The sequence below is a fragment of the Saprospiraceae bacterium genome, assembly GCA_016717265.1.
GTDB lineage: Bacteria > Bacteroidota > Bacteroidia > Chitinophagales > Saprospiraceae > Vicinibacter.
Genome location: JADKFX010000001.1, coordinates 3,091,911 through 3,110,084 on the forward strand (window position 1 = coordinate 3,091,911; position 18,174 = coordinate 3,110,084).

General features: G+C 31.8%; 19 protein-coding genes. All 19 read right to left on the minus strand.

Annotation, left to right across the window (positions count from 1 at the left end; translation table 11 throughout):
• The 19 genes from IPO86_12110 to IPO86_12200 all read right to left on the minus strand — a co-directional run bounded on the left by IPO86_12110 (position 1) and on the right by IPO86_12200 (position 18,156).
• Positions 1-1,842, minus strand: coding sequence for a hypothetical protein (locus tag IPO86_12110; GenBank protein ID MBK9728850.1), 1,842 nt, complete (start codon positions 1,840-1,842; stop codon positions 1-3).
• A gap of 81 nt (positions 1,843-1,923) precedes the next feature.
• Positions 1,924-2,757, minus strand: coding sequence for an alpha/beta hydrolase (locus IPO86_12115; GenBank protein ID MBK9728851.1), 834 nt, complete (start codon positions 2,755-2,757; stop codon positions 1,924-1,926).
• A gap of 70 nt (positions 2,758-2,827) precedes the next feature.
• A complete protein-coding gene (locus IPO86_12120) occupies positions 2,828-3,556 on the minus strand; it encodes an MCE family protein (GenBank protein MBK9728852.1) in 729 nt (242 codons plus the stop codon).
• Between the two features lie 31 nt (positions 3,557-3,587).
• Positions 3,588-4,370, minus strand: a complete 783-nt coding sequence (locus IPO86_12125) for an ATP-binding cassette domain-containing protein (GenBank protein ID MBK9728853.1) — start codon at positions 4,368-4,370, stop codon at positions 3,588-3,590.
• Entirely contained in the window at positions 4,367-5,074 is a 708-nt protein-coding gene (locus tag IPO86_12130) for an ABC transporter permease (GenBank protein ID MBK9728854.1), read from the minus strand. Before IPO86_12130 ends, IPO86_12125 begins: the two co-directional genes overlap by 4 nt.
• 237 nt (positions 5,075-5,311) lie before the next feature.
• Positions 5,312-6,415 (minus strand): AI-2E family transporter, encoded by a 1,104-nt coding sequence (locus tag IPO86_12135; protein MBK9728855.1) that lies wholly within the window; start codon positions 6,413-6,415, stop codon positions 5,312-5,314.
• A 384-nt stretch (positions 6,416-6,799) separates the two neighbouring features.
• A complete protein-coding gene (locus IPO86_12140; protein ID MBK9728856.1) occupies positions 6,800-7,963 on the minus strand; it encodes a DUF748 domain-containing protein in 1,164 nt (387 codons plus the stop codon).
• A 48-nt stretch (positions 7,964-8,011) separates the two neighbouring features.
• The gene (locus IPO86_12145) at positions 8,012-8,623 is read right to left on the minus strand and encodes a DUF4142 domain-containing protein (GenBank protein MBK9728857.1); all 612 of its coding nucleotides are present in this window, start codon (positions 8,621-8,623) and stop codon (positions 8,012-8,014) included.
• A 399-nt stretch (positions 8,624-9,022) separates the two neighbouring features.
• On the minus strand, positions 9,023-9,415 hold the full coding sequence (locus IPO86_12150) for a hypothetical protein (GenBank protein MBK9728858.1): 393 nt from the start codon (positions 9,413-9,415) through the stop codon (positions 9,023-9,025).
• Positions 9,416-9,425: 10 nt separating this feature from the next.
• The gene (locus IPO86_12155; GenBank protein ID MBK9728859.1) at positions 9,426-9,764 is read right to left on the minus strand and encodes a hypothetical protein; all 339 of its coding nucleotides are present in this window, start codon (positions 9,762-9,764) and stop codon (positions 9,426-9,428) included.
• Between the two features lie 103 nt (positions 9,765-9,867).
• The gene (locus IPO86_12160) at positions 9,868-10,146 is read right to left on the minus strand and encodes a YtxH domain-containing protein (protein MBK9728860.1); all 279 of its coding nucleotides are present in this window, start codon (positions 10,144-10,146) and stop codon (positions 9,868-9,870) included.
• A 390-nt stretch (positions 10,147-10,536) separates the two neighbouring features.
• Positions 10,537-12,828, minus strand: a complete 2,292-nt coding sequence (locus IPO86_12165; protein ID MBK9728861.1) for a DUF3494 domain-containing protein — start codon at positions 12,826-12,828, stop codon at positions 10,537-10,539.
• Between the two features lie 277 nt (positions 12,829-13,105).
• Positions 13,106-13,867, minus strand: a complete 762-nt coding sequence (locus IPO86_12170; protein MBK9728862.1) for an SDR family oxidoreductase — start codon at positions 13,865-13,867, stop codon at positions 13,106-13,108.
• Between the two features lie 101 nt (positions 13,868-13,968).
• Positions 13,969-14,409, minus strand: coding sequence for a peptidase M23 (locus IPO86_12175; protein MBK9728863.1), 441 nt, complete (start codon positions 14,407-14,409; stop codon positions 13,969-13,971).
• 134 nt (positions 14,410-14,543) lie between these two features.
• On the minus strand, positions 14,544-14,765 hold the full coding sequence (locus tag IPO86_12180) for a hypothetical protein (GenBank protein MBK9728864.1): 222 nt from the start codon (positions 14,763-14,765) through the stop codon (positions 14,544-14,546).
• 176 nt (positions 14,766-14,941) lie between these two features.
• A complete protein-coding gene (locus tag IPO86_12185; protein MBK9728865.1) occupies positions 14,942-15,097 on the minus strand; it encodes a lmo0937 family membrane protein in 156 nt (51 codons plus the stop codon).
• Between the two features lie 67 nt (positions 15,098-15,164).
• Entirely contained in the window at positions 15,165-15,425 is a 261-nt protein-coding gene (locus tag IPO86_12190) for a hypothetical protein (GenBank protein MBK9728866.1), read from the minus strand.
• Between the two features lie 284 nt (positions 15,426-15,709).
• Positions 15,710-16,141 (minus strand): response regulator, encoded by a 432-nt coding sequence (locus tag IPO86_12195; protein ID MBK9728867.1) that lies wholly within the window; start codon positions 16,139-16,141, stop codon positions 15,710-15,712.
• Positions 16,138-18,156 carry a response regulator gene (locus tag IPO86_12200; protein ID MBK9728868.1) on the minus strand — a complete coding sequence of 673 codons (2,019 nt, stop codon included), beginning with the start codon at positions 18,154-18,156 and terminating at the stop codon, positions 16,138-16,140. The genes IPO86_12195 and IPO86_12200 overlap by 4 nt, the downstream gene beginning before the upstream one ends.
• Between the last annotated feature and the right edge of the window lie 18 nt (positions 18,157-18,174).

Sequence of the window (18,174 nt, forward strand, 5' to 3'; positions counted from 1 at the left end):
TCACTTGAATAATAAACCAGAAGGCTTATCAATCACAAAATCCCGAAATCCAAAATCAGTCGTTTGAATAGAATTTATTTTAAAAATATCCTGGCCTTGACCTGGTATTACTGGAAAAAATGATACCGATAATTGAAATGTGCTAAATACTAAATGTTCATTTTTAATCAAAACTCCAAGCCCTAACTGAGAATACAAATTGCTCTTTTTTAATCCTGTTGCAGATGTTCCAAGCATTCCCAATGACAAATTAATATAAGGTCCGAAATGAAAGCCTATGAAATTCCAAGGAGCATAGAATTGCGATTGAAACGTACATAGAAAACGACTCGCTCCTAACAAATTACTACTGTTAAATCCATCTAAACCTGTTCCTTCATTCAATGTCAAATTTTCATAAGCAAATCGATTAATCCCAATTAAAATTTCTGGTTTAACAAATTGACGTAATTTCCAATTACCGAATTCAAATAATCTAGTGAAATAATAAAAACTTGCTGATAACATACCTTGTTCAGCATGATTCTTTTTAAAAAAACTGCCATATTCAAAATTATATCCAAAATAACCCCAAGGATGATAATTTCCTACAGAATATCGAAAACCCAAATAAAAACGATTTATATCATTCTTTTGTTGGAATCCAGAAGTAATACTATAAACACTACCTACCGGTACATCCTCTGCTATACCATAATTAAAAATATATTCATCTCTTATATAGTTACGGGATGATATTCCAATGGAAGCCATATAAAAATTCTCATCCGTATGAATTCTGAACGTATCAATTAAGGAATCAGGTTGCTTTAAATATCGAACTCTATAATATCTAGATGCTAATATTAAATTACGCGTACGAGCAGATTCTGAATTACCCTTAAATAATTGAATGGCCTTTCCTGCCCAAAAATCTCCTGTATTATATTTAAGATTAAATGGAAAATAAGCTAAACCATGATAAATTACAGAATCCCGCCGATACTGTTGAGACATTAAAAACCCGGCAGCCCATTTTGCTAAAGGCGAGTAGAATGGCCTTTCGATAATTAAACTTCTACTAAAATTTTCATATTCATCCACCCCATAATGCAAAACCGTCTTAATATAGGTGTTATAAATATTCGGTATTGTATAGTTGGTATTGAAAGCATTATTTCCTGTTGTGTGGTTCCAGCTAATCCCATTCTGAAACGTGTGACCCAATCCAATTATATTTTTATCAGTTAAATCAACTGCAATTCGCTTAGAAGAAATCGAAACCTTTGGTATAATACTCCAACTATCAAGAACCCGAATTACTATATCTACAGAATCAGATTTATTTGAGGTCCTTGTCACATAAAATAAAACATCTTGAACAAAATTTTGACTCCGAATCAACCGTTCAGATTCCTTCACTTGCAAGGAATCAAAAAGTTGGTTTTGGCGAATCAAAAGTAAATTTCGAATCGTAATATACTGTGATTTAAAGTGAATTTTATTTCCAGCTTTAGCAAACCATGAATGTGGCAATTCTGAAACATTCAACAATGAATATTCAAATGGATCCAATGTTTCAATTTTAATTTTCCGAATTACTTTACCTTCAAAAAACTTATAGGACTTCTGCTTTTTAATTTTCGCTGGTATTTTTTTAACATCATTTCTTTTTAATGTTGGTGCAGGAGATTTGAAAACTAGATGATAAAATAATTTAGCAAATTTGTGTTTTTTAGAATAGGATTCTAAGTTATTATAAAATTTTAATGAATCTTCTTTTGAAGGCACTTGCTGAGCATATACTTCTGTATTGAGTATAAGTAGATAAACACCAACCACGATATGAATCCAAAATTTCATCTGCCAATTGATAAAATAAAAAATATCTGTTCTCAAAATAAACTACATTGCAAAGTAGACATTCAATTTAAAAACTACTTCTTACATACCTTTTAAGCCAAGAACAAAATTAGCTATTTTTAGATTAAAATCATTTGGTTTTTCAAGATTTGATAAATGACCAGCATGATCAATCATTTCCAACTTTGAATTTAGTATCATAGCATTCATAATTTCCGATTGAGATGGCGGAGTTAATAAATCTTCTTCACCACATAAAATCAAAACAGGTAAGGTTAAAGCCTTCAATTCATTGCATACATCTTCTCTTTGTGCAATTGCATTCAAAGCTCCTATAATGGCAGCTGCCGATGTGCCATAAATAAGACTTCTTATTTCTTCAACGAGTTCCGTTTTGGATTCCAAAGTTTGTGTGCTAAATATACTATTCACAAAATTATCAGCAAATAATTTGACTTTACCAGCTTTAATTTGAGAAATTGTTTGGCTACGTTTAAGTTTTATCTCCGGGGTATCATCAATACATTGTGTATCACAAAGGATAACTGCTTGAAATCTACCTGGAAAGCGACAAACAGCATTCATCGTGATATATCCTCCCATAGACAAACCACATATTATGGCCTTCTCGATTTTTAAAACATCCATAAATTCAATTAAATCGTCAGCATATAGGTCAATACTATGAATTTCCTTATTGCTGGTAGATTTACCAAAACCACGTATGTCATAAGAAATCACACGATAGTTAGCATTGAAATAATCCATTTGTTTACGCCAAGTTGATTTGTCAAATGGAAAGCCATGAATAAAAATAATTGGAATATTTCCCGTTCCAAAGTCATCATAACAAATACTTATACCATTCACGGAGATTTTACAATCAGATCCAATCACTTTTGATTTCAATTTCATAAATTCTACATTACTTTGCCATCATCCAAATAATATATAAAAATAACTACTTATCTCAAAGATTTGAGAATTAATTATTTTTTAGCTTCCTTGCCTCATCCATAGCCGCTTTCTTCTTCTTAAGCGCAAGTTTTTCCTTTTTGTTAAAATAACCTTTTAACAAAAAATTATGCTTGGCCGCTTCCATATTCTCATCCAATCCCTTAGAACTTCTTTTGAGATTCAAAATTGTTTGATTAAAATTCTCTGCAATCGTAGAGTCTTGTATCAAACGACCCAAAGTTCCATTTCCAGTATTGACTTTGAGCATGATTTCAGCAAGTTCCTGCGATATAACTTCAGCATTTTCAGCTGTTATTTTAAGACTTGACATGATAGCATCTGTTTCAACTGGCTCTTTTGAAAGCAGGTGTTGCCCTTCCAAAACTTCACTCGCTTCGGTACTACCTTGTGTAATAATCAATAGTCGATCCCCAATTAACCCTTCAGAACCAATAGCTACCTCACTATCCTCTTTAATAAATCTTCGAACATCTTTTTTTATTAACATATCGACTTTGACCGTAGAATCATTCAATATATCAATATTACCAACAGTACCAACATTAACACCTGAAAAGCGAATATTGTTACCTACCAAGAGTCCACTTACATTATAAAAATTGGTTGTAATTTTAAATACCGGGTCAAACAAATTTTTTTGCCTTCCAATCAAGAAAATCGCTACAACGAAAAGGCCTAAGCCACCAACAATGAAAAGTCCAAGTCGAACTTTAAACTTTTGTGTATTTGTATCCATTTGCATATTTCATTTTATTAAACAATTACAGTTACCTAAAAAACGAATGAATTGATTCATCGGTCGACTGTTCAAACTCCTTTAGAAGTCCTTCTTTATAAACTTCTCCATCTTTAATCATTAAGATTCTGTTGGCTGTCAATTTTGCACAATTAATATCATGTGTTATAATGATTGAAGATGTTTTATATTGATCTTTAACTTTATTGATTAAAGTACTTATTTCAAAAGCTGTTTCAGGATCTAAACCTGTGGTGGGCTCATCATAAAGTATAATTTTAGGGTCTACAATAATTGTACGTGCCAAACTAATTCTTTTTTTCATTCCACCTGAAAGCTGTGAAGGTCTTTTATGTAATGCATCTAATAATCCAACACTCTCTAAAACAGTTTCAACTTTTATCGAAATTTCTTTCTCTGATAAATTTCTCTTGATTCTTCGCAACGGAAATTCAAGATTTTGCTTTACTGTCATAGAATCATACAGGGCACCACTCTGAAACAAAAAACCGATATCTTCTCTTAATTTATTCAACTCAGCTAAACTTAATTTACTTACGTCTTTTCCAAAAACTGAAATATTGCCGGAATCAAAATTTAATAATCCAACAATACATTTTATCAAAACTGACTTACCAGTTCCTGACTTGCCAAGTACTACCAAATTTTCACCATTAAAAAGTTTCAAAGAAACATTTTTAATAACTTCTTGACTACCAAATGATTTTTTTAAATTAACTATTTCGATTACAGACTTAGGATCATTCGAAATGTTAATAGTCTGATTAGGTTCTAAAGCTAAGATTCCACTCATGATATTATCATATCTGTTATTTGCACAGCAATCATATCCATAATAATCACTAAAAGGGATCCTAATACAACTGCAGAATTAGCGGCTTTACCAACATCTTCTGTACCCCTTCCAGCATTGTAACCTTTATAACAACCAACAATTCCGATTACAGCTCCAAATAAAAAGGACTTAACCACTGCTGGTAAAAAATCGATGAATTCAACATGACTAAACGCCTGAGAAAAAAACAAAATAAATGAAACATCCCCCTTAATATTAGCTCCAGCCCAACTACCTATAATTCCAAGTGCATCAGCATAAAGTATTAATAGGGGTATCATTAATGTTGTAGCTAATACTCGGGTAACGACTAAAAAACGAATTGGATTTGCAGCAGAAACTTCCATTGCATCAATTTGTTCGGTTACTTTCATTGAACCCAATTCCGCACCTATTCCGGAGCCAATTTTACCGGCACAAATAAGTGCTGTAATGACAGGACCCATTTCTCTTATTAATGAAACTGCCACCATACCCGGAAGCAAAGAAACAGCACCAAAATCGATCAAAACAGGTCGGGATTGAATGGTTAAAACTAAGCCCATGATAGTGCCCGTAATAGAAATAAGCGGCAAGGTTTTATATCCAATTCTATAACATTGAAACAAAAATTCTTTAAACTCAAAATGAGACGTAATTGTGTTTCTAATAATCATAGCCATAAATAAATAAACATCTCCAACATCTGCTAAATATGAATTTGTTTCCTTATGCTTAACTATTGTTTTTTCCGTCAAAGCCAAGGTATGCTCTTTTGCTATCTGGGTTATTTTAATAATTCTATTCATAATTTCACTTCCATTATGATGTACCTTAAATTTGGTTTAATTGAGGAAAATAGATTATCACTAATTTATAATTTAGGACACATTCATAATTCAAATATAAAAAATGCATATCTAAGATTTTATTACTCTTTTTTTAATATATGAAAGTTTCATTTTTGAAGTAGGCACAACATTACCCAATAAAAATCCCCATGGTTTAAATGGACCCACATTATCAAATATTACTTTCACAATAGCTGTTAGAGGGATTGAAAGAAACATTCCAGGAATTCCCCAAAGTGCCCCACCTATTAAAACCACTATTACTGACACCAAAGCATTTAATTTAACTTTTGCAGCCACTATATGCGGAATTATAAAATGATTATCAACAAATTGTATAATTACATATATTATTAAAACGAGGACAGAATAACTATAGGAATCCTTTGTCACAAAAGCAATTATCATTGGCAATGCAATTGCAACAACACCGCCTATGTAAGGAATAACATTCAATAAAGCACCTGTAATTCCTAAAATAATTGCATACTCAATTCCTAATAAAAATAAACCCAAGGAGTTCAATGTTGCTATAATGGCAGCTTCAAAAAGCAACCCAATCAGATACACTTGAATGATTTTCTTTGAATTTGTCAAAACACCAAAAACAGCTTCATGATGCTCTGCATTAAAAAGTTGCCTTACAAATTCTAAAAGCAAATTTTTATAAAACAAGATCATGAATAAATATACAGGCAACAAAACAACAATTACAAGTACGCTATTAATCATAAAAATAGTTTGACCAATTGCACCACCCAAATTATTAACCGCTTCCTCCTGTGAATTTTTTATCCATTTATTAATGCTCGCAGGTTTGATATTAAAATGCACAGATATCCAGTGCATAAAACGAAGCCAAATTTCATTAAATCGTTCCTTCAATAATGGGTAGGAATCATTAAATAAAGTAATTTGAGCAGAAATAAGATAAACTATACTTAATACTACTAAGATTGCTAAAAAAACTACAAATGAAATGGCAACTACGCGATTTATATTCTTGCGCACCAACAAATTAACCAAAGGATTTAATAAAATTGCTATGATGGTTGCATAAATTAAAGGAACAATAATATGTTGCCCGAAATACATAGTACAAACAACTGCAGTCAAGCCAATAACAATAAAGGCAAATTTAGCGTAAAAAGGAAATTTCAAAGTGGTATTCATAGGCAAGCTAAAGGAAAATAAAGTGTAAACCCCAAGCATTTATTTATCCATACAAAAATATCGAAAGAATTAGATATTAAACTTACATAAAGTAATCAATTTATTACATCTATCACATATGTTCATGCTTGTTGCCGGTTTAAACCAATCGCTTATACCCAAAAAATACTATATTATATAATCAGTGCTTTCTAGAGGTTTAAAAATTCTACCATATTGCTTATTCCCGAACATTACCCAGATTAAATTAAATCCAAAAGACAATTCCTGCCAAGATTTACAAATTGTTTTTCTTTCCAATATGGCTTCTATACATCCTGTGGGAACAAATAATGTTAAACAACTTTTATAAAGGAACACTTTATGCCGCTCTTAATTTCAAGCTTAATTAGATTTTTTTTCTTTGTTACGCTTGCCGAATATAGATTCAATAAAATTCTTCTTATCCGACTTAAAACTAGCATTTTTAATACTAATAGTATGATCTAAATTAGGTTTCAATGCTTCAATATAGGCATTAACAATGACATATTTCAATGCAGTCCATATACCAACTTCTGTATTTTTAAAATCACCTTCCATATTTATTTTCGTTGCAAATTGCTCCTTACTTTGATTCGTCAATACAGAAGCTAAACTGGCTACAATAGTTTCCCAGACTATTTGAAAGAAATTACCTTCCTCCTTATTCCATTGAACCACATCAAGATCTTTCAATAATGGTTTAATATAACCTTTAAATCTGCCATCCCTACCAGCAAATTCAGCATATACATTAAAGGAACCTTTTGCAACATCAAAATTACCGTATGCTTTCAGAAATGTATTTATTCGAGACAATTCTAAGTTTTTCAGTTCTGCATTCAAATCAAACGTAGGATGCTTATTTATTGGATCCAAATTAATGGTAGTTGTAAACGTTCCTCCATAGGAATTTCCACTGCCAACAATTTTGGCAGGAAGTAAAACATCGCTGTTTAAAACATTTGTTAAATTGGTGGCTGTACATTTGATATGATTCATTTCTATGTCCACTTTTGGTTTTGAATAATTGTCGACATAATGAATTTCACCATCGTCAAATTTTAAGGTATTTATAGTAAGTGGAATTAATTGACGAATTAATTTATGAAATGTTGCAGTATCTCCCTTTAAAGTAGAAGCATTCGACTTATGATTTCGAAATATAATAATTGGTTTATTCATTAAAATTTCACCAGTTAGTCTCCGGTGAAACAGAGATTTCCATTCCAATGAAAGATCCATTATAGCTGCTTTAAAAAAAGGAAGCGAATCCTTTCCTTTAGTTTCACTATCCGTTTCCCATATATGAATATCTTTTATAGAGTAAGCACCTCTTATGAGTCTTACATCAATATCTTTTACATGTCCATTATAGCCTTTCATATCTGCCAATGAATTATTGACATAACGCAGTAATATATACGGTAATAAAATTCGAAAAACAATCAAAATGCAGATAATCAAGAGGACCCACCATTTAAACAATTTTCTAAACTTCCGTTTAAAAGTTAGCCATCTATTCATACGATCCGCTTAATAGAAATTCTATGTTAGAAAATGAAATATAAAAAATTACAAATTTTCCTCAAACTCCCTCTGACAATCCAGTGCCAAAACCGAATCTGCTTGTAAATCCACAAGCGTTGAAATTGCCCAGGCTTGAATATCTAAATCAAAACTTTGGTAAGTAGCTTCTTTGAAAATATCAACAGCAACTAAATGACTCCTTACTAATCTTTCACAATACCATTTATTAAAATCTGGTCCAGATTTAATTCCTAAATCATTATATTGTATTAGCGCTTTATCAGTAGGATTTGTAGGAATTAATATTGCTATGCTTTTTGAAATTTCTATTAAAGATACCATATATTTCTCATGATGAACTTCTATTATATTTGCTGCTTTTTTTACAAAACTCAAAGTACTTGTTTTTTGCGCTAACCTACCTAATAGTGCTTCCTCTAAATTAATCTCAGCAGCATTTACAAGAAATAATGCATCCAGTTCCTTGCTTTTGACAATAATATTTGCTTCATTCTGTTCCTGAGCAATTACCTTCGTATCTTCAGCCTTTTGGTTAAATCTACAGGCCGCAAGAATAGAAAATAAAATTAATATTAAAACCAAATTAGACCCTTTAGGTTTCACTAAATAACGCTGCCTATTAAACAAATATTTCATTCAATTCTTTATTTAAAATTAAAAAAATCATGTAGATTAAAGGATCTCCTTTGAAAGAAAAAGGAATTCCCTGTTAGCTCCTATTATGCCCACAGCAACAAGCTAAATAAGCTTGCATTTAGGTCCAACAAAATTGATGATTACTATAGACAATAAATTACAAAAAACGATGAAATAATTACATAATTTACACTACAATTATGAATTGATTTTCTTTCAAAATACTCCAAAAAAAGAAATAATATAAAAATATTTGCTAGCAAGATAATTTGACTTCTATAGAGTTCCTGTGGAATACAATGAGCCTAGACAAATATTTCAAGCTTGGAATTGAAATATCTAATTAAATAATACACACGTGATAGAAATATAATTCTTTAATAGAAGATATCATTAAAATCAAGGCTTCTTCTCTGCCCATTTTTCTCGAATAATATTAAATAATCCTTTGCCTAAGTCTTTAATTTTATCAGGATGTTTGGACACAATACTAGAAATACCAAACATTAAAGCAGTCCCTGCTAACTTTCTTAATGGACTGTGTGATAACCCTTGAAATAATATTTTAGAAATATATCCTGTAGCAAGTCCGATAGAAGAATTAAGAAGGTCACTTCTCATTTCTTTCGAATCAGCTATATCTTTAAATGTACTTTTTATTAAATTAATCGGTTTGACACTTTCATATGTTAATTGAAAGTGATTTCTTAATTGCTTACCTTCTTCTTCATGCTGCAGTTCCAATTTACGAATTGCCTCCCTTAATTCATCTAATGTATTTATTGCTTGCATAATCTGTATTTTAAAGTGCTTGTTCAATAATCAATTCACTTACTGGTTTTCTAATCCACTTATGAAGATAGAAATGAAATATAATTGCTAACAGCAAATAAAAGCCTGCCACAATAAAAAATCCATAATACAATTTTCCGAGAAGTTCCCCTAAGTAATAAGCAACGCCTAAACTAAAGACAAAGACAAACATACTTGTCATAAGCAGAAAACTGATTTTTGAAATCAGAACCGTTGCTACTTTTGTTGTTTTTTCTACAGATCTAAGCTTTGAAAGTTCGTATGTACTTTTGCCATATGCTTCCACTTTATCAATCAAGGTTTCTATTAAACTCGCAGGAGTCTCCATTATACTTTTAATTTAATAATATTATAAAATTGGTATATAATCCTAAATTATCTTAATAAACAGAAACATTTGTTATAATAATCAAAGTAAGAAAATTATAGAATTAAACTTTAGTCGAAGTAAATTTTTTAGAAAAATCATCTACTTTATGTTTACCATTTTCGGCGGCATCATTTAAATCGTCCTGTACTTTTTCAATTTTATTTGTGACATTCTCCACAAATTCATTGAATTTATTCTCTAATTCATCAATATAATCATCTCGTTTTTGAGATAATTTATGTCTTAATGACGAACCTTTCTCTGGAGCAAATAAAATACCTAATGCTGCACCTGCAGCAAATCCAACTAAAACCCCTAAAACTAATTTTCCTGCACTCATGATTTAAAATTTTATAGATGATCAATAATATATAACAAGGAAACGAAATAAGGCGTTCAATAATTTAGTGAAATAATTTAAAATTATTGGTATAAAAATTATATTTCTCAGAAAATCAATTGATTACAATAAATAACATGAAATATAAACCGTTTTTTACACAGTTTTAATAGGAAAAATATTAAATTTCTGTACCGAGTAAAATCAGCTTTAATTACAAACTTTAGCCGATCGAAGCTATTCCATAAATTGCAATTACAAATTGGTAGCGAAAAATATATTTGCATATCAAACTTTAACGGGCAACATTTGCTATTCGTCATAATTTTACCTCAAATAAAGAAAAACTTCCTTCACTGGTGAAGGAAGTTGCTGTAACTATTTTAAACTCTATTTTATTAATATTAATTTTCGATTTATGATTTGTGTACCATTTATAATTCTATAGAAATAAATCCCGTCCATTAACTTTTCAGAACTTAAATCTACCGAATACGTCACATCCTTTTGCACCGTCCCATCAAACAAAGTACTTATTTTATTACCGCTTACATTGTATAATGCAATCGTTATTTTGGAACTTGCTAGTGTATTTTGAAATAACATTATGGCTGTTGTACTAAATGGATTTGGATAAACATGAACGTCGATATTTCCATTTTCAAGGGAGATCGTATCCATTTCAATTTCAGACCTGGATGTTGAACCTTTAGATAGGTAACTTACAGTTGCAGAACAAGTGCTGGTGCATCCATTTGCATTTGTAGTGGTCACAACATAGGTACCAGAAGTATTTACGGTGATACAGCAAATTGTTGATCCCGTACTCCACTTATATGCTACCAAACCCGGTGTTGCACACAGTGTGGTACTTTTTCCTTTCCATGGATGTAGATTTCCTGTGATAACACAGTTCGGATTTGGTTTTAAAATAATGGTTTTACTGCACGTGCTTTTACAGCCATTCGCAGCAGTTACTGTAACAAAAAATTTACCTCCGGTACTTACTGTTATGCAATTTGTTTTAGCTCCTGTGCTCCATGAATATGAAGCAGCTCCAGAGCTTGCACATAATTGAACAGTTTGGCCTTCGCAAAGTATTGTATTTCCAGTGATGGTGCAAGCTGGCAGTGCATTAACAGTCACTAATTTAGTACAAACATTTGAACACGTTCCATTTGTTACGGTAACGGAATAGTTGCCGCCTTGTGATACGATAATATTTGAATTTGTAGATCCTGTACTCCAGAGGTAGGTATTCCCTGAACCTGTTGGTACACTTAATAAAGTAGATGAACCTTGGCAAATTATACCATTTCCAGTAATTAAACAAGAAGGGGAATAAGACACCGTCCGACTGCATACACTGCTACATCCATTAAAATTTGTTACCGTTATTGAATAGGTGCCAGCAGTATTTATTATAATACAATTTGAGCTTGATCCGGTACTCCACAAATAATTTGCAGAACCTGTAGTTGCACATAATTGAGAAGATTGTCCTTGACAAATTGTTGAATTACCAGATATAATACAATTCGGAAATGGAATTACGGTAACGGTAACTGAATGTGTATTTTGACAAGCTGTGGCTGTAATTGTTTCGGTTAATGTGTATATGGTTGTTACAAATGGATTTGCTAACGGATTTGCAATGGTTGATGAACTCAAACCAATTGCTGGAGTCCACAGATAGGTATGTCCTGAAATCGGGGCTACCCCAAGCATAACACTATTGCCATTACTATTTGAATTACAAATTGTTGAATTTGGTCCTACTATTGCTAAAGGAAATGGATTTACAGTTACTATAATATGATTTGATTCATCGGTTCCACAACCATTCGAAACGGTAACAAAATAATTGCCGCTTGTATTCACTGATATGGTTGGAGTAGTTGCTCCTGTGCTCCAGGTACCACATATGTTTCCAGATAAAATGACAGACTGCCCTTCACATAATAAAGTACTACCATTTGCGGTGATCGTAGGTGCTAATGGCTCCATTCCAATGGTTACAACATTATTATGAAGTGAAATTGCACCTGCTCTCGACAAAGCTCTACCTAATAAAGAAGATCCTTCTAATAAACTAATGGCGCCATTAACGAGCAATGTACCTCTAAAAACACTACCATCACCTAAAGCAAATGCACCATTAACTTGCCAATAAACATTACATAATGACGCCGAATTAAGGAGCACTACATTAGAAAAAGTACTCGTAGATAATGCACCATTTATTTTAAAAATAAATATAGCATTTGGATCCCCTTCGCCATCTAAAATTAAATCACCATTTAAACTGGAAGCGGCTCCTAAACAATAAATATTAGGTGTTAAAACTTGATTATTTCCTAAGGTAGTTCCGATGACCATTCCACAAGTGAGACTACTTAAATAACTATATGCAACATCAACGTCCGTTGCAGCTTGGGCAGAGGTAGCATCCGCAACATGTATTTCACCTACTAAAATTCCAGGAGGAAATCCTGAAAATGCTCCTACATCTGTTCCAATATCGCCGACAATGGAAGTATTACCTAAATTATTAAAAGCTCCTGCAGCCGTAAAAAGTGCAAAACTTGTGGCCTCTCCTAAGTTCGGAATTTGTCCGAATACAAAATTCGGCATCATAAAAAGCAGCCCAAATAAAATACTAAATAAATTCTCTCTTCTCATGGTTTGAAATTTAATTCCCGCAGATGGCGGGGCATTGGTGAAACAATTTTCAACTACTAAAGATGAGAATTTTTAAATCACAGAAATTACATAAATCTCCGAAAGAATTACATAGTTTCCATATTTAATTTATTATAATATAATTTAAACAAATAGATAGAATAGCCTTTATTTAATCAACTCATCAAAATTGCAAAGGGATAGCTTCACAACTAGAACTTATAGTAAACACAACAGTACTTAATGCAGAAAATATTTTATACTTAAACTTGTATGTTTATTGTGCCAAATAACCGCCTTCAATCTCCAAACTAGTTCCAGTAATAAATGAACTTTCATCTGAAGCAAGAAAGATAAATGCATTTGCAATTTCTTCAGATTTTCCTAAGCGTTGCATAGGATGTAAACCAATAATACGCTGTTTAACTTCCGGGCGATCATCGATTCCAACTTTTTTCAATAATGGGGTATCAATAAAACCAGGACAAATTGCATTGATTCTAATTCCTTTTGCTGAATATTCTAATGCAGCTGTTTGCGTTAATCCTATCACTCCATGTTTAGCAGCAACATAATGAGCAGAACCAGCGATGCCAACTTTACCAAGAATAGACGACATATTTACAATAACACCATGCTGCTGTTTAAGCATTTCCTGCAATTCAAATTTCATGCAATTAAAAACACCATTCAAATTTACTCCCATTACTTCTAGCCAGTTTTCCAGACTCATATCTCCTATAACGGCAGATTTTCCACCAATACCTGCATTGTTTAATGCCACATCCAATCTGCCAAAGGATTGAATAACTGTATCCATTGCTAATTGCACTTGCGCAAATACAGAAACATCACATGGAATAAAAATTGCAGTAGGACTCACTTTCAATAAGGCATCCATAGTCTCACTCAAAAGATCATTCTCAATATCAAGTAGCGCAACTTGAGCACCTTCATTTACTGCAGAAAGCGCACATGCTTTCCCGATTCCAGATGCTCCACCAGTAATCAAAACTACTTTGTTTTCAAGTCTTCTCATAGTAATTTAACAAAGATACAGAAATATATTTCAATAAAAAACCTTCCAAATTAAGCAATCTGGAAGGCGAATTTTAAACTATTAATCTAGTCTCAAATATTTTATTTTGATTTAGCTTCCGTAAATCCTTTGAAGGCACTGCCAAGTTCATCCATATCCTGTTTAAACTCTGTCTTAAATTTTTCCCAATTATCCTTCCCTTCTAACTTGTAATCATCCAATTTCTTCTTAATATCAGAATTTTTTTGCTCTAGCTCTGCAATTCTTTTCTGATACTCAGCTTTCGCTTCCTTCTTCTCATGCTCAATCCTTGATTTAAATTCTGAAATATTTTGTTCATTGGCAGCAATTTTTTGTGCCGTTTCGCTTTTAAAGTCTTGCATATCCTGGATATACTCCTGATTTGCCTTTTCCAAGTCAATCTTTGCTTGTGTCACTTCATTCTGAGCATTCGTCACTTTTTCTGCCGGACTATTACAATTTGTCAATAATGCACATGAAAAAAAAGCAAAAGTTACTCCTGTTAAAATTGATTTATTCATTTAATTAGATTTTACGGTTAGTAATATAAAAATATTTAATTTTATTGATCCGCAAATGCTACAATTCCATCCTTGCAAAAAACTTTGTAATTCAGAAATAGGAGATTACTCTATGTTTTAAACGTCGTAATATGTTACACTTTCTTAGATCTATTTACGATGATCAATATAATTCCTGAGACCAATAACAAGGCACCTAAAATAGGAGACCATTGTACTGGATTATTAACTTCTTTAGTAATTTCTATGGGACCAATATCCACAATTTTTTTGCTGGTCATAAAATGAAAACGGGTATAGATCATCATGACAACCCCAAGTACTACGAAAACTATTCCTATGGTTCTTGTTTGCATAATATAATTTATTTCATTCTTAACTTTAAAATAAATAATTTAAGTAAATAATAATCCAAAAATTTAAAAAGCAATCTCAAAAACCAAAGTCATACTTATAAGTCAATGGTTATTGGACTATTAGGTTAAACAATACAGGGACAAACAATTAGAAGAATACAATAAAACGAAGAATTCTAAACTGGTTCCTTTCCCTGGATAATTCTTAATAGAATTACAATAATTGCAATTACTAAAAGAATGTGAATAAGGCCCCCTGTACCATAACCTAAAAAGCCAATAAGCCAAATAAGTATTAAAATAACTGCTATAAAGTAAAGTAAATTCCCCATTGAATTGCAACTTATAATTTCAAATATTCAAAAATAATAATAACAATCGCACCATAATGCAATAGGATTAAAACAATAAAATTAAAATTAAAACGATAATAATTATTGCGCCTACGGAAAGATAAACTCCACTAAATCGCTGCAACTTATTCTTTATATCTTGTAATTCTTTACGAACTTGTTTTTTCTCTGTATTGTTAAGTTTTGATCTATCCAATGTTTTAATCTCATTTACACGAAGTAAAAGCGATTTGTATTCAGTTGATTCTATAGGCTTTGAATTCGTCCTTGAATTTAAATTAGAATCTGAACTAGCGCTTAATTGCATTGGCAACATAGACATCAACAGAAGAGCTGCCAACAAATAATTTCTTACTTTTTTCATTTTGTTAAGTTTAATAATTAAATAATTTAAAGTAAGCAAAGATCCACATAATGAATGCAGATACGTTATACAAAAAATAGTATTAGTTACATTTTTTACAGATTGAATGGAGATTTCTATGATAAAATAAAGTATAACCCAGTCTTCTTAATGAATTCGAAATGACCATGCAGACTTTTTATAAAATACTAGAATTCAAATAAGGAAAATAGACATTTGAAATAAAATTACATTCGATCCATATACCAGTTTAATTCGGACTCCATAACTTTAAACCGAATTATCCCATCGAATATCTTTTGTAATCTTAAAAAAGCAGTTTCACTTTTGACTACATAATCCATAGCCAAATGATGCATACAATTTATGGCTATTTCAATACTATCTTGAGAAGAAAGCATAATAACTGCTATATCTGCGTTCCTTTGTTTTATAATATCTAAAGTATTTAGACCATTCATCGCATTTTTTTCAATACCATTAAGCCAATAATCCAAAACAATAATATCGGGTTGAAGATGCAAATTTTCAATGCATTGCTCCCCTGTAATAAAAGTTTGTATTTCAAAGTTTTCAAGCGCTTTAAATTGAAGTTCCAAGGTCTTCAAATAAAGTGCATCGTCATCTACTAGAAATACTTTTGCTTTGCGATTATTCATGACTTTATCGATTTATATATTTTAATCTCTTCTTCTAATTCAATACAAGCTTGCAAACAAATAGTTTCAATTTGTTGGACCATATCATGAATTTCTTCTGAAAATTGTTGCGCAATGGCAAAATCTTGTATTTTTTTTGCAATATTCTCAAAATCAGAACTTATACCTACAATTGAAAAGGAAGGAATCATCTTGTGAATAGCTGCATGTAAAGCAGACCAATCACTATTTTGCAGACTTTTTTTCATTTCCCGAATTAACGGAGGTGTTTGTATCAAATACAATGATATCATTTCCTGCATTAATTTAGGATCTGACTTTGTCCTATTCATTAAATAAGCTAAGTTTATGCATTTCAATTTTCTGTCCATACCATTTTCCAATATTTTCGATTCTGTATCCACGTTATATTCCTGACTTTTTAATATGGTAACCATTTTACTAAACAATAAGCGGTCATCCACTGGTTTAGAAATATAGTCATTCATCCCAACTGCTTTACATTTTGACAAATCTGCTGTAGTCACATCTGCAGTAAGTGCAATTATTGGAATATTTGACCTTAGTACGTTCCGAATATATTCAGTAGTTTCAAACCCATTCATCTCTGGCATTTGAAGGTCCATTAATATAATATCAAATTTCATTGGGTCACCGAATTTATCATTTTGTGCCAATTTTTCTATCGCTTGTTTACCATTTGATGCTATTTCGCATGTAAAACCAAAATCATCCAATAAAGTTTTCATCAGCAATTGGTTCAAAGCAATATCTTCAACAACCAGGACATTTAATGCATATATTCCTGTATCCAATTCCTCAATTCCCAATTCTGTAACCGCCAAGCCATCTGTCTTTTGAAAACTTAAATCAAAACTAAAGAGGGATCCCTTTCCCTCAGAACTTTGAACTTGAATGGCACCCCCTTGATGCTCCACTAATTGTTTAACAATAGCCAGACCTAGTCCTGTACCCCCATAAAGTCTTGATGTGTCACTACCAGCCTGCTGAAAATTTTCAAAAATAAAATTAATTTTATTCTCGGCAATCCCAATACCTGTATCTTCTACAGAAAACATAATTCTGACCGAAGTATCATCAGCCTCCAACATATGTACACCTACCGTTATACTTCCTTTGCCTGTAAACTTCACAGCATTACCCACCAAATTTAAAATAATTTGATGCAATCGAACGGGATCACCCATTAATACTTCCGGAATGTTTTTATCATAATTTACAATTAGCTTCAAATTCTTTTCATGAATTTTTGTCTCAAACAAATGGAGCATTGCAGAAATAGATATGGCCAATTTAAAAGAAGTTTTTTCAAAAATCATTTTTCCTGAATCAACCTTAGCCAAATCCAATATATCATTAATAAGCACAATGAGTGCATCTCCACTTATTTTAATAGATGTTAAATACTCTCTTTGCTTTTCTGTTAAATTAGTTTTTAGTATCACCTTGGTAAATCCGATGATAGCATTCATAGGAGTCCTGATTTCATGACTCATATTAGATAAGAATTGCTGTTTTGCTTTGACTGCATCTTCTGCAATTTGCGTAGCTCGTTCAGCCTTAAATTTTGCCTCTTCAGCAATACCTGTAGCGAGCTCCGCAAAGATCATTGCTTCTGTAAGCTCTCTTTCAATCCTTTTGTGCTCTGTTATATCTCTAGCAACAACAACAGCCCCCATAACATTTCCTAATTCATCCTTATAAACAGAGCCATTAAATAAAACCTCAGTAAGTTGATGATCTTTAATAGTGAGTGGATAATTAGTTACAAAACCTTTCGCAAAAACCTCCTGGTAGACTTGTCTAGCTTTACTAGGATCTGTAAAATAATCTTTAAAATCAGTACCTTTAAGTTGCTCCCTTGAAACACCGGTAATACTGGTTAAAGCCTCGTTCATATCTGTAATCTTGCCTTCAGTACTTATCGTAACTAATGGGTCTAAACTTGCTTCAATTAAACTTCTAGCATACATCGACTTTTGTTTTGTATCCATATTTTTAAGTGCATTTAT

What these genes read in the sequence shown, in the direction of transcription:
- IPO86_12150 (MBK9728858.1), bottom strand. Translation starts at nt 9,415, where the DNA reads ATGCAAGCAATAAATACATTAGATGAATTAAGGGAGGCAATTCGTAAA.
- IPO86_12160 (MBK9728860.1), bottom strand. Translation starts at nt 10,146, where the DNA reads ATGAGTGCAGGAAAATTAGTTTTAGGGGTTTTAGTTGGATTTGCTGCA.
- IPO86_12180 (MBK9728864.1), bottom strand. Translation starts at nt 14,765, where the DNA reads ATGCAAACAAGAACCATAGGAATAGTTTTCGTAGTACTTGGGGTTGTC.
- IPO86_12195 (MBK9728867.1), bottom strand. Translation starts at nt 16,141, where the DNA reads ATGAATAATCGCAAAGCAAAAGTATTTCTAGTAGATGACGATGCACTT.
- IPO86_12175 (MBK9728863.1), bottom strand. Translation starts at nt 14,409, where the DNA reads ATGAATAAATCAATTTTAACAGGAGTAACTTTTGCTTTTTTTTCATGT.
- IPO86_12110 (MBK9728850.1), bottom strand. Translation starts at nt 1,842, where the DNA reads ATGAAATTTTGGATTCATATCGTGGTTGGTGTTTATCTACTTATACTC.
- IPO86_12145 (MBK9728857.1), bottom strand. Translation starts at nt 8,623, where the DNA reads ATGAAATATTTGTTTAATAGGCAGCGTTATTTAGTGAAACCTAAAGGG.
- IPO86_12200 (MBK9728868.1), bottom strand. Translation starts at nt 18,156, where the DNA reads ATGGATACAAAACAAAAGTCGATGTATGCTAGAAGTTTAATTGAAGCA.
- IPO86_12125 (MBK9728853.1), bottom strand. Translation starts at nt 4,370, where the DNA reads ATGAGTGGAATCTTAGCTTTAGAACCTAATCAGACTATTAACATTTCG.
- IPO86_12190 (MBK9728866.1), bottom strand. Translation starts at nt 15,425, where the DNA reads ATGCAATTAAGCGCTAGTTCAGATTCTAATTTAAATTCAAGGACGAAT.
- IPO86_12170 (MBK9728862.1), bottom strand. Translation starts at nt 13,867, where the DNA reads ATGAGAAGACTTGAAAACAAAGTAGTTTTGATTACTGGTGGAGCATCT.
- IPO86_12165 (MBK9728861.1), bottom strand. Translation starts at nt 12,828, where the DNA reads ATGAGAAGAGAGAATTTATTTAGTATTTTATTTGGGCTGCTTTTTATG.
- IPO86_12115 (MBK9728851.1), bottom strand. Translation starts at nt 2,757, where the DNA reads ATGAAATTGAAATCAAAAGTGATTGGATCTGATTGTAAAATCTCCGTG.
- IPO86_12135 (MBK9728855.1), bottom strand. Translation starts at nt 6,415, where the DNA reads ATGAATACCACTTTGAAATTTCCTTTTTACGCTAAATTTGCCTTTATT.
- IPO86_12130 (MBK9728854.1), bottom strand. Translation starts at nt 5,074, where the DNA reads ATGGCTATGATTATTAGAAACACAATTACGTCTCATTTTGAGTTTAAA.
- IPO86_12140 (MBK9728856.1), bottom strand. Translation starts at nt 7,963, where the DNA reads ATGAATAGATGGCTAACTTTTAAACGGAAGTTTAGAAAATTGTTTAAA.
- IPO86_12155 (MBK9728859.1), bottom strand. Translation starts at nt 9,764, where the DNA reads ATGGAGACTCCTGCGAGTTTAATAGAAACCTTGATTGATAAAGTGGAA.
- IPO86_12185 (MBK9728865.1), bottom strand. Translation starts at nt 15,097, where the DNA reads ATGGGGAATTTACTTTACTTTATAGCAGTTATTTTAATACTTATTTGG.
- IPO86_12120 (MBK9728852.1), bottom strand. Translation starts at nt 3,556, where the DNA reads ATGGATACAAATACACAAAAGTTTAAAGTTCGACTTGGACTTTTCATT.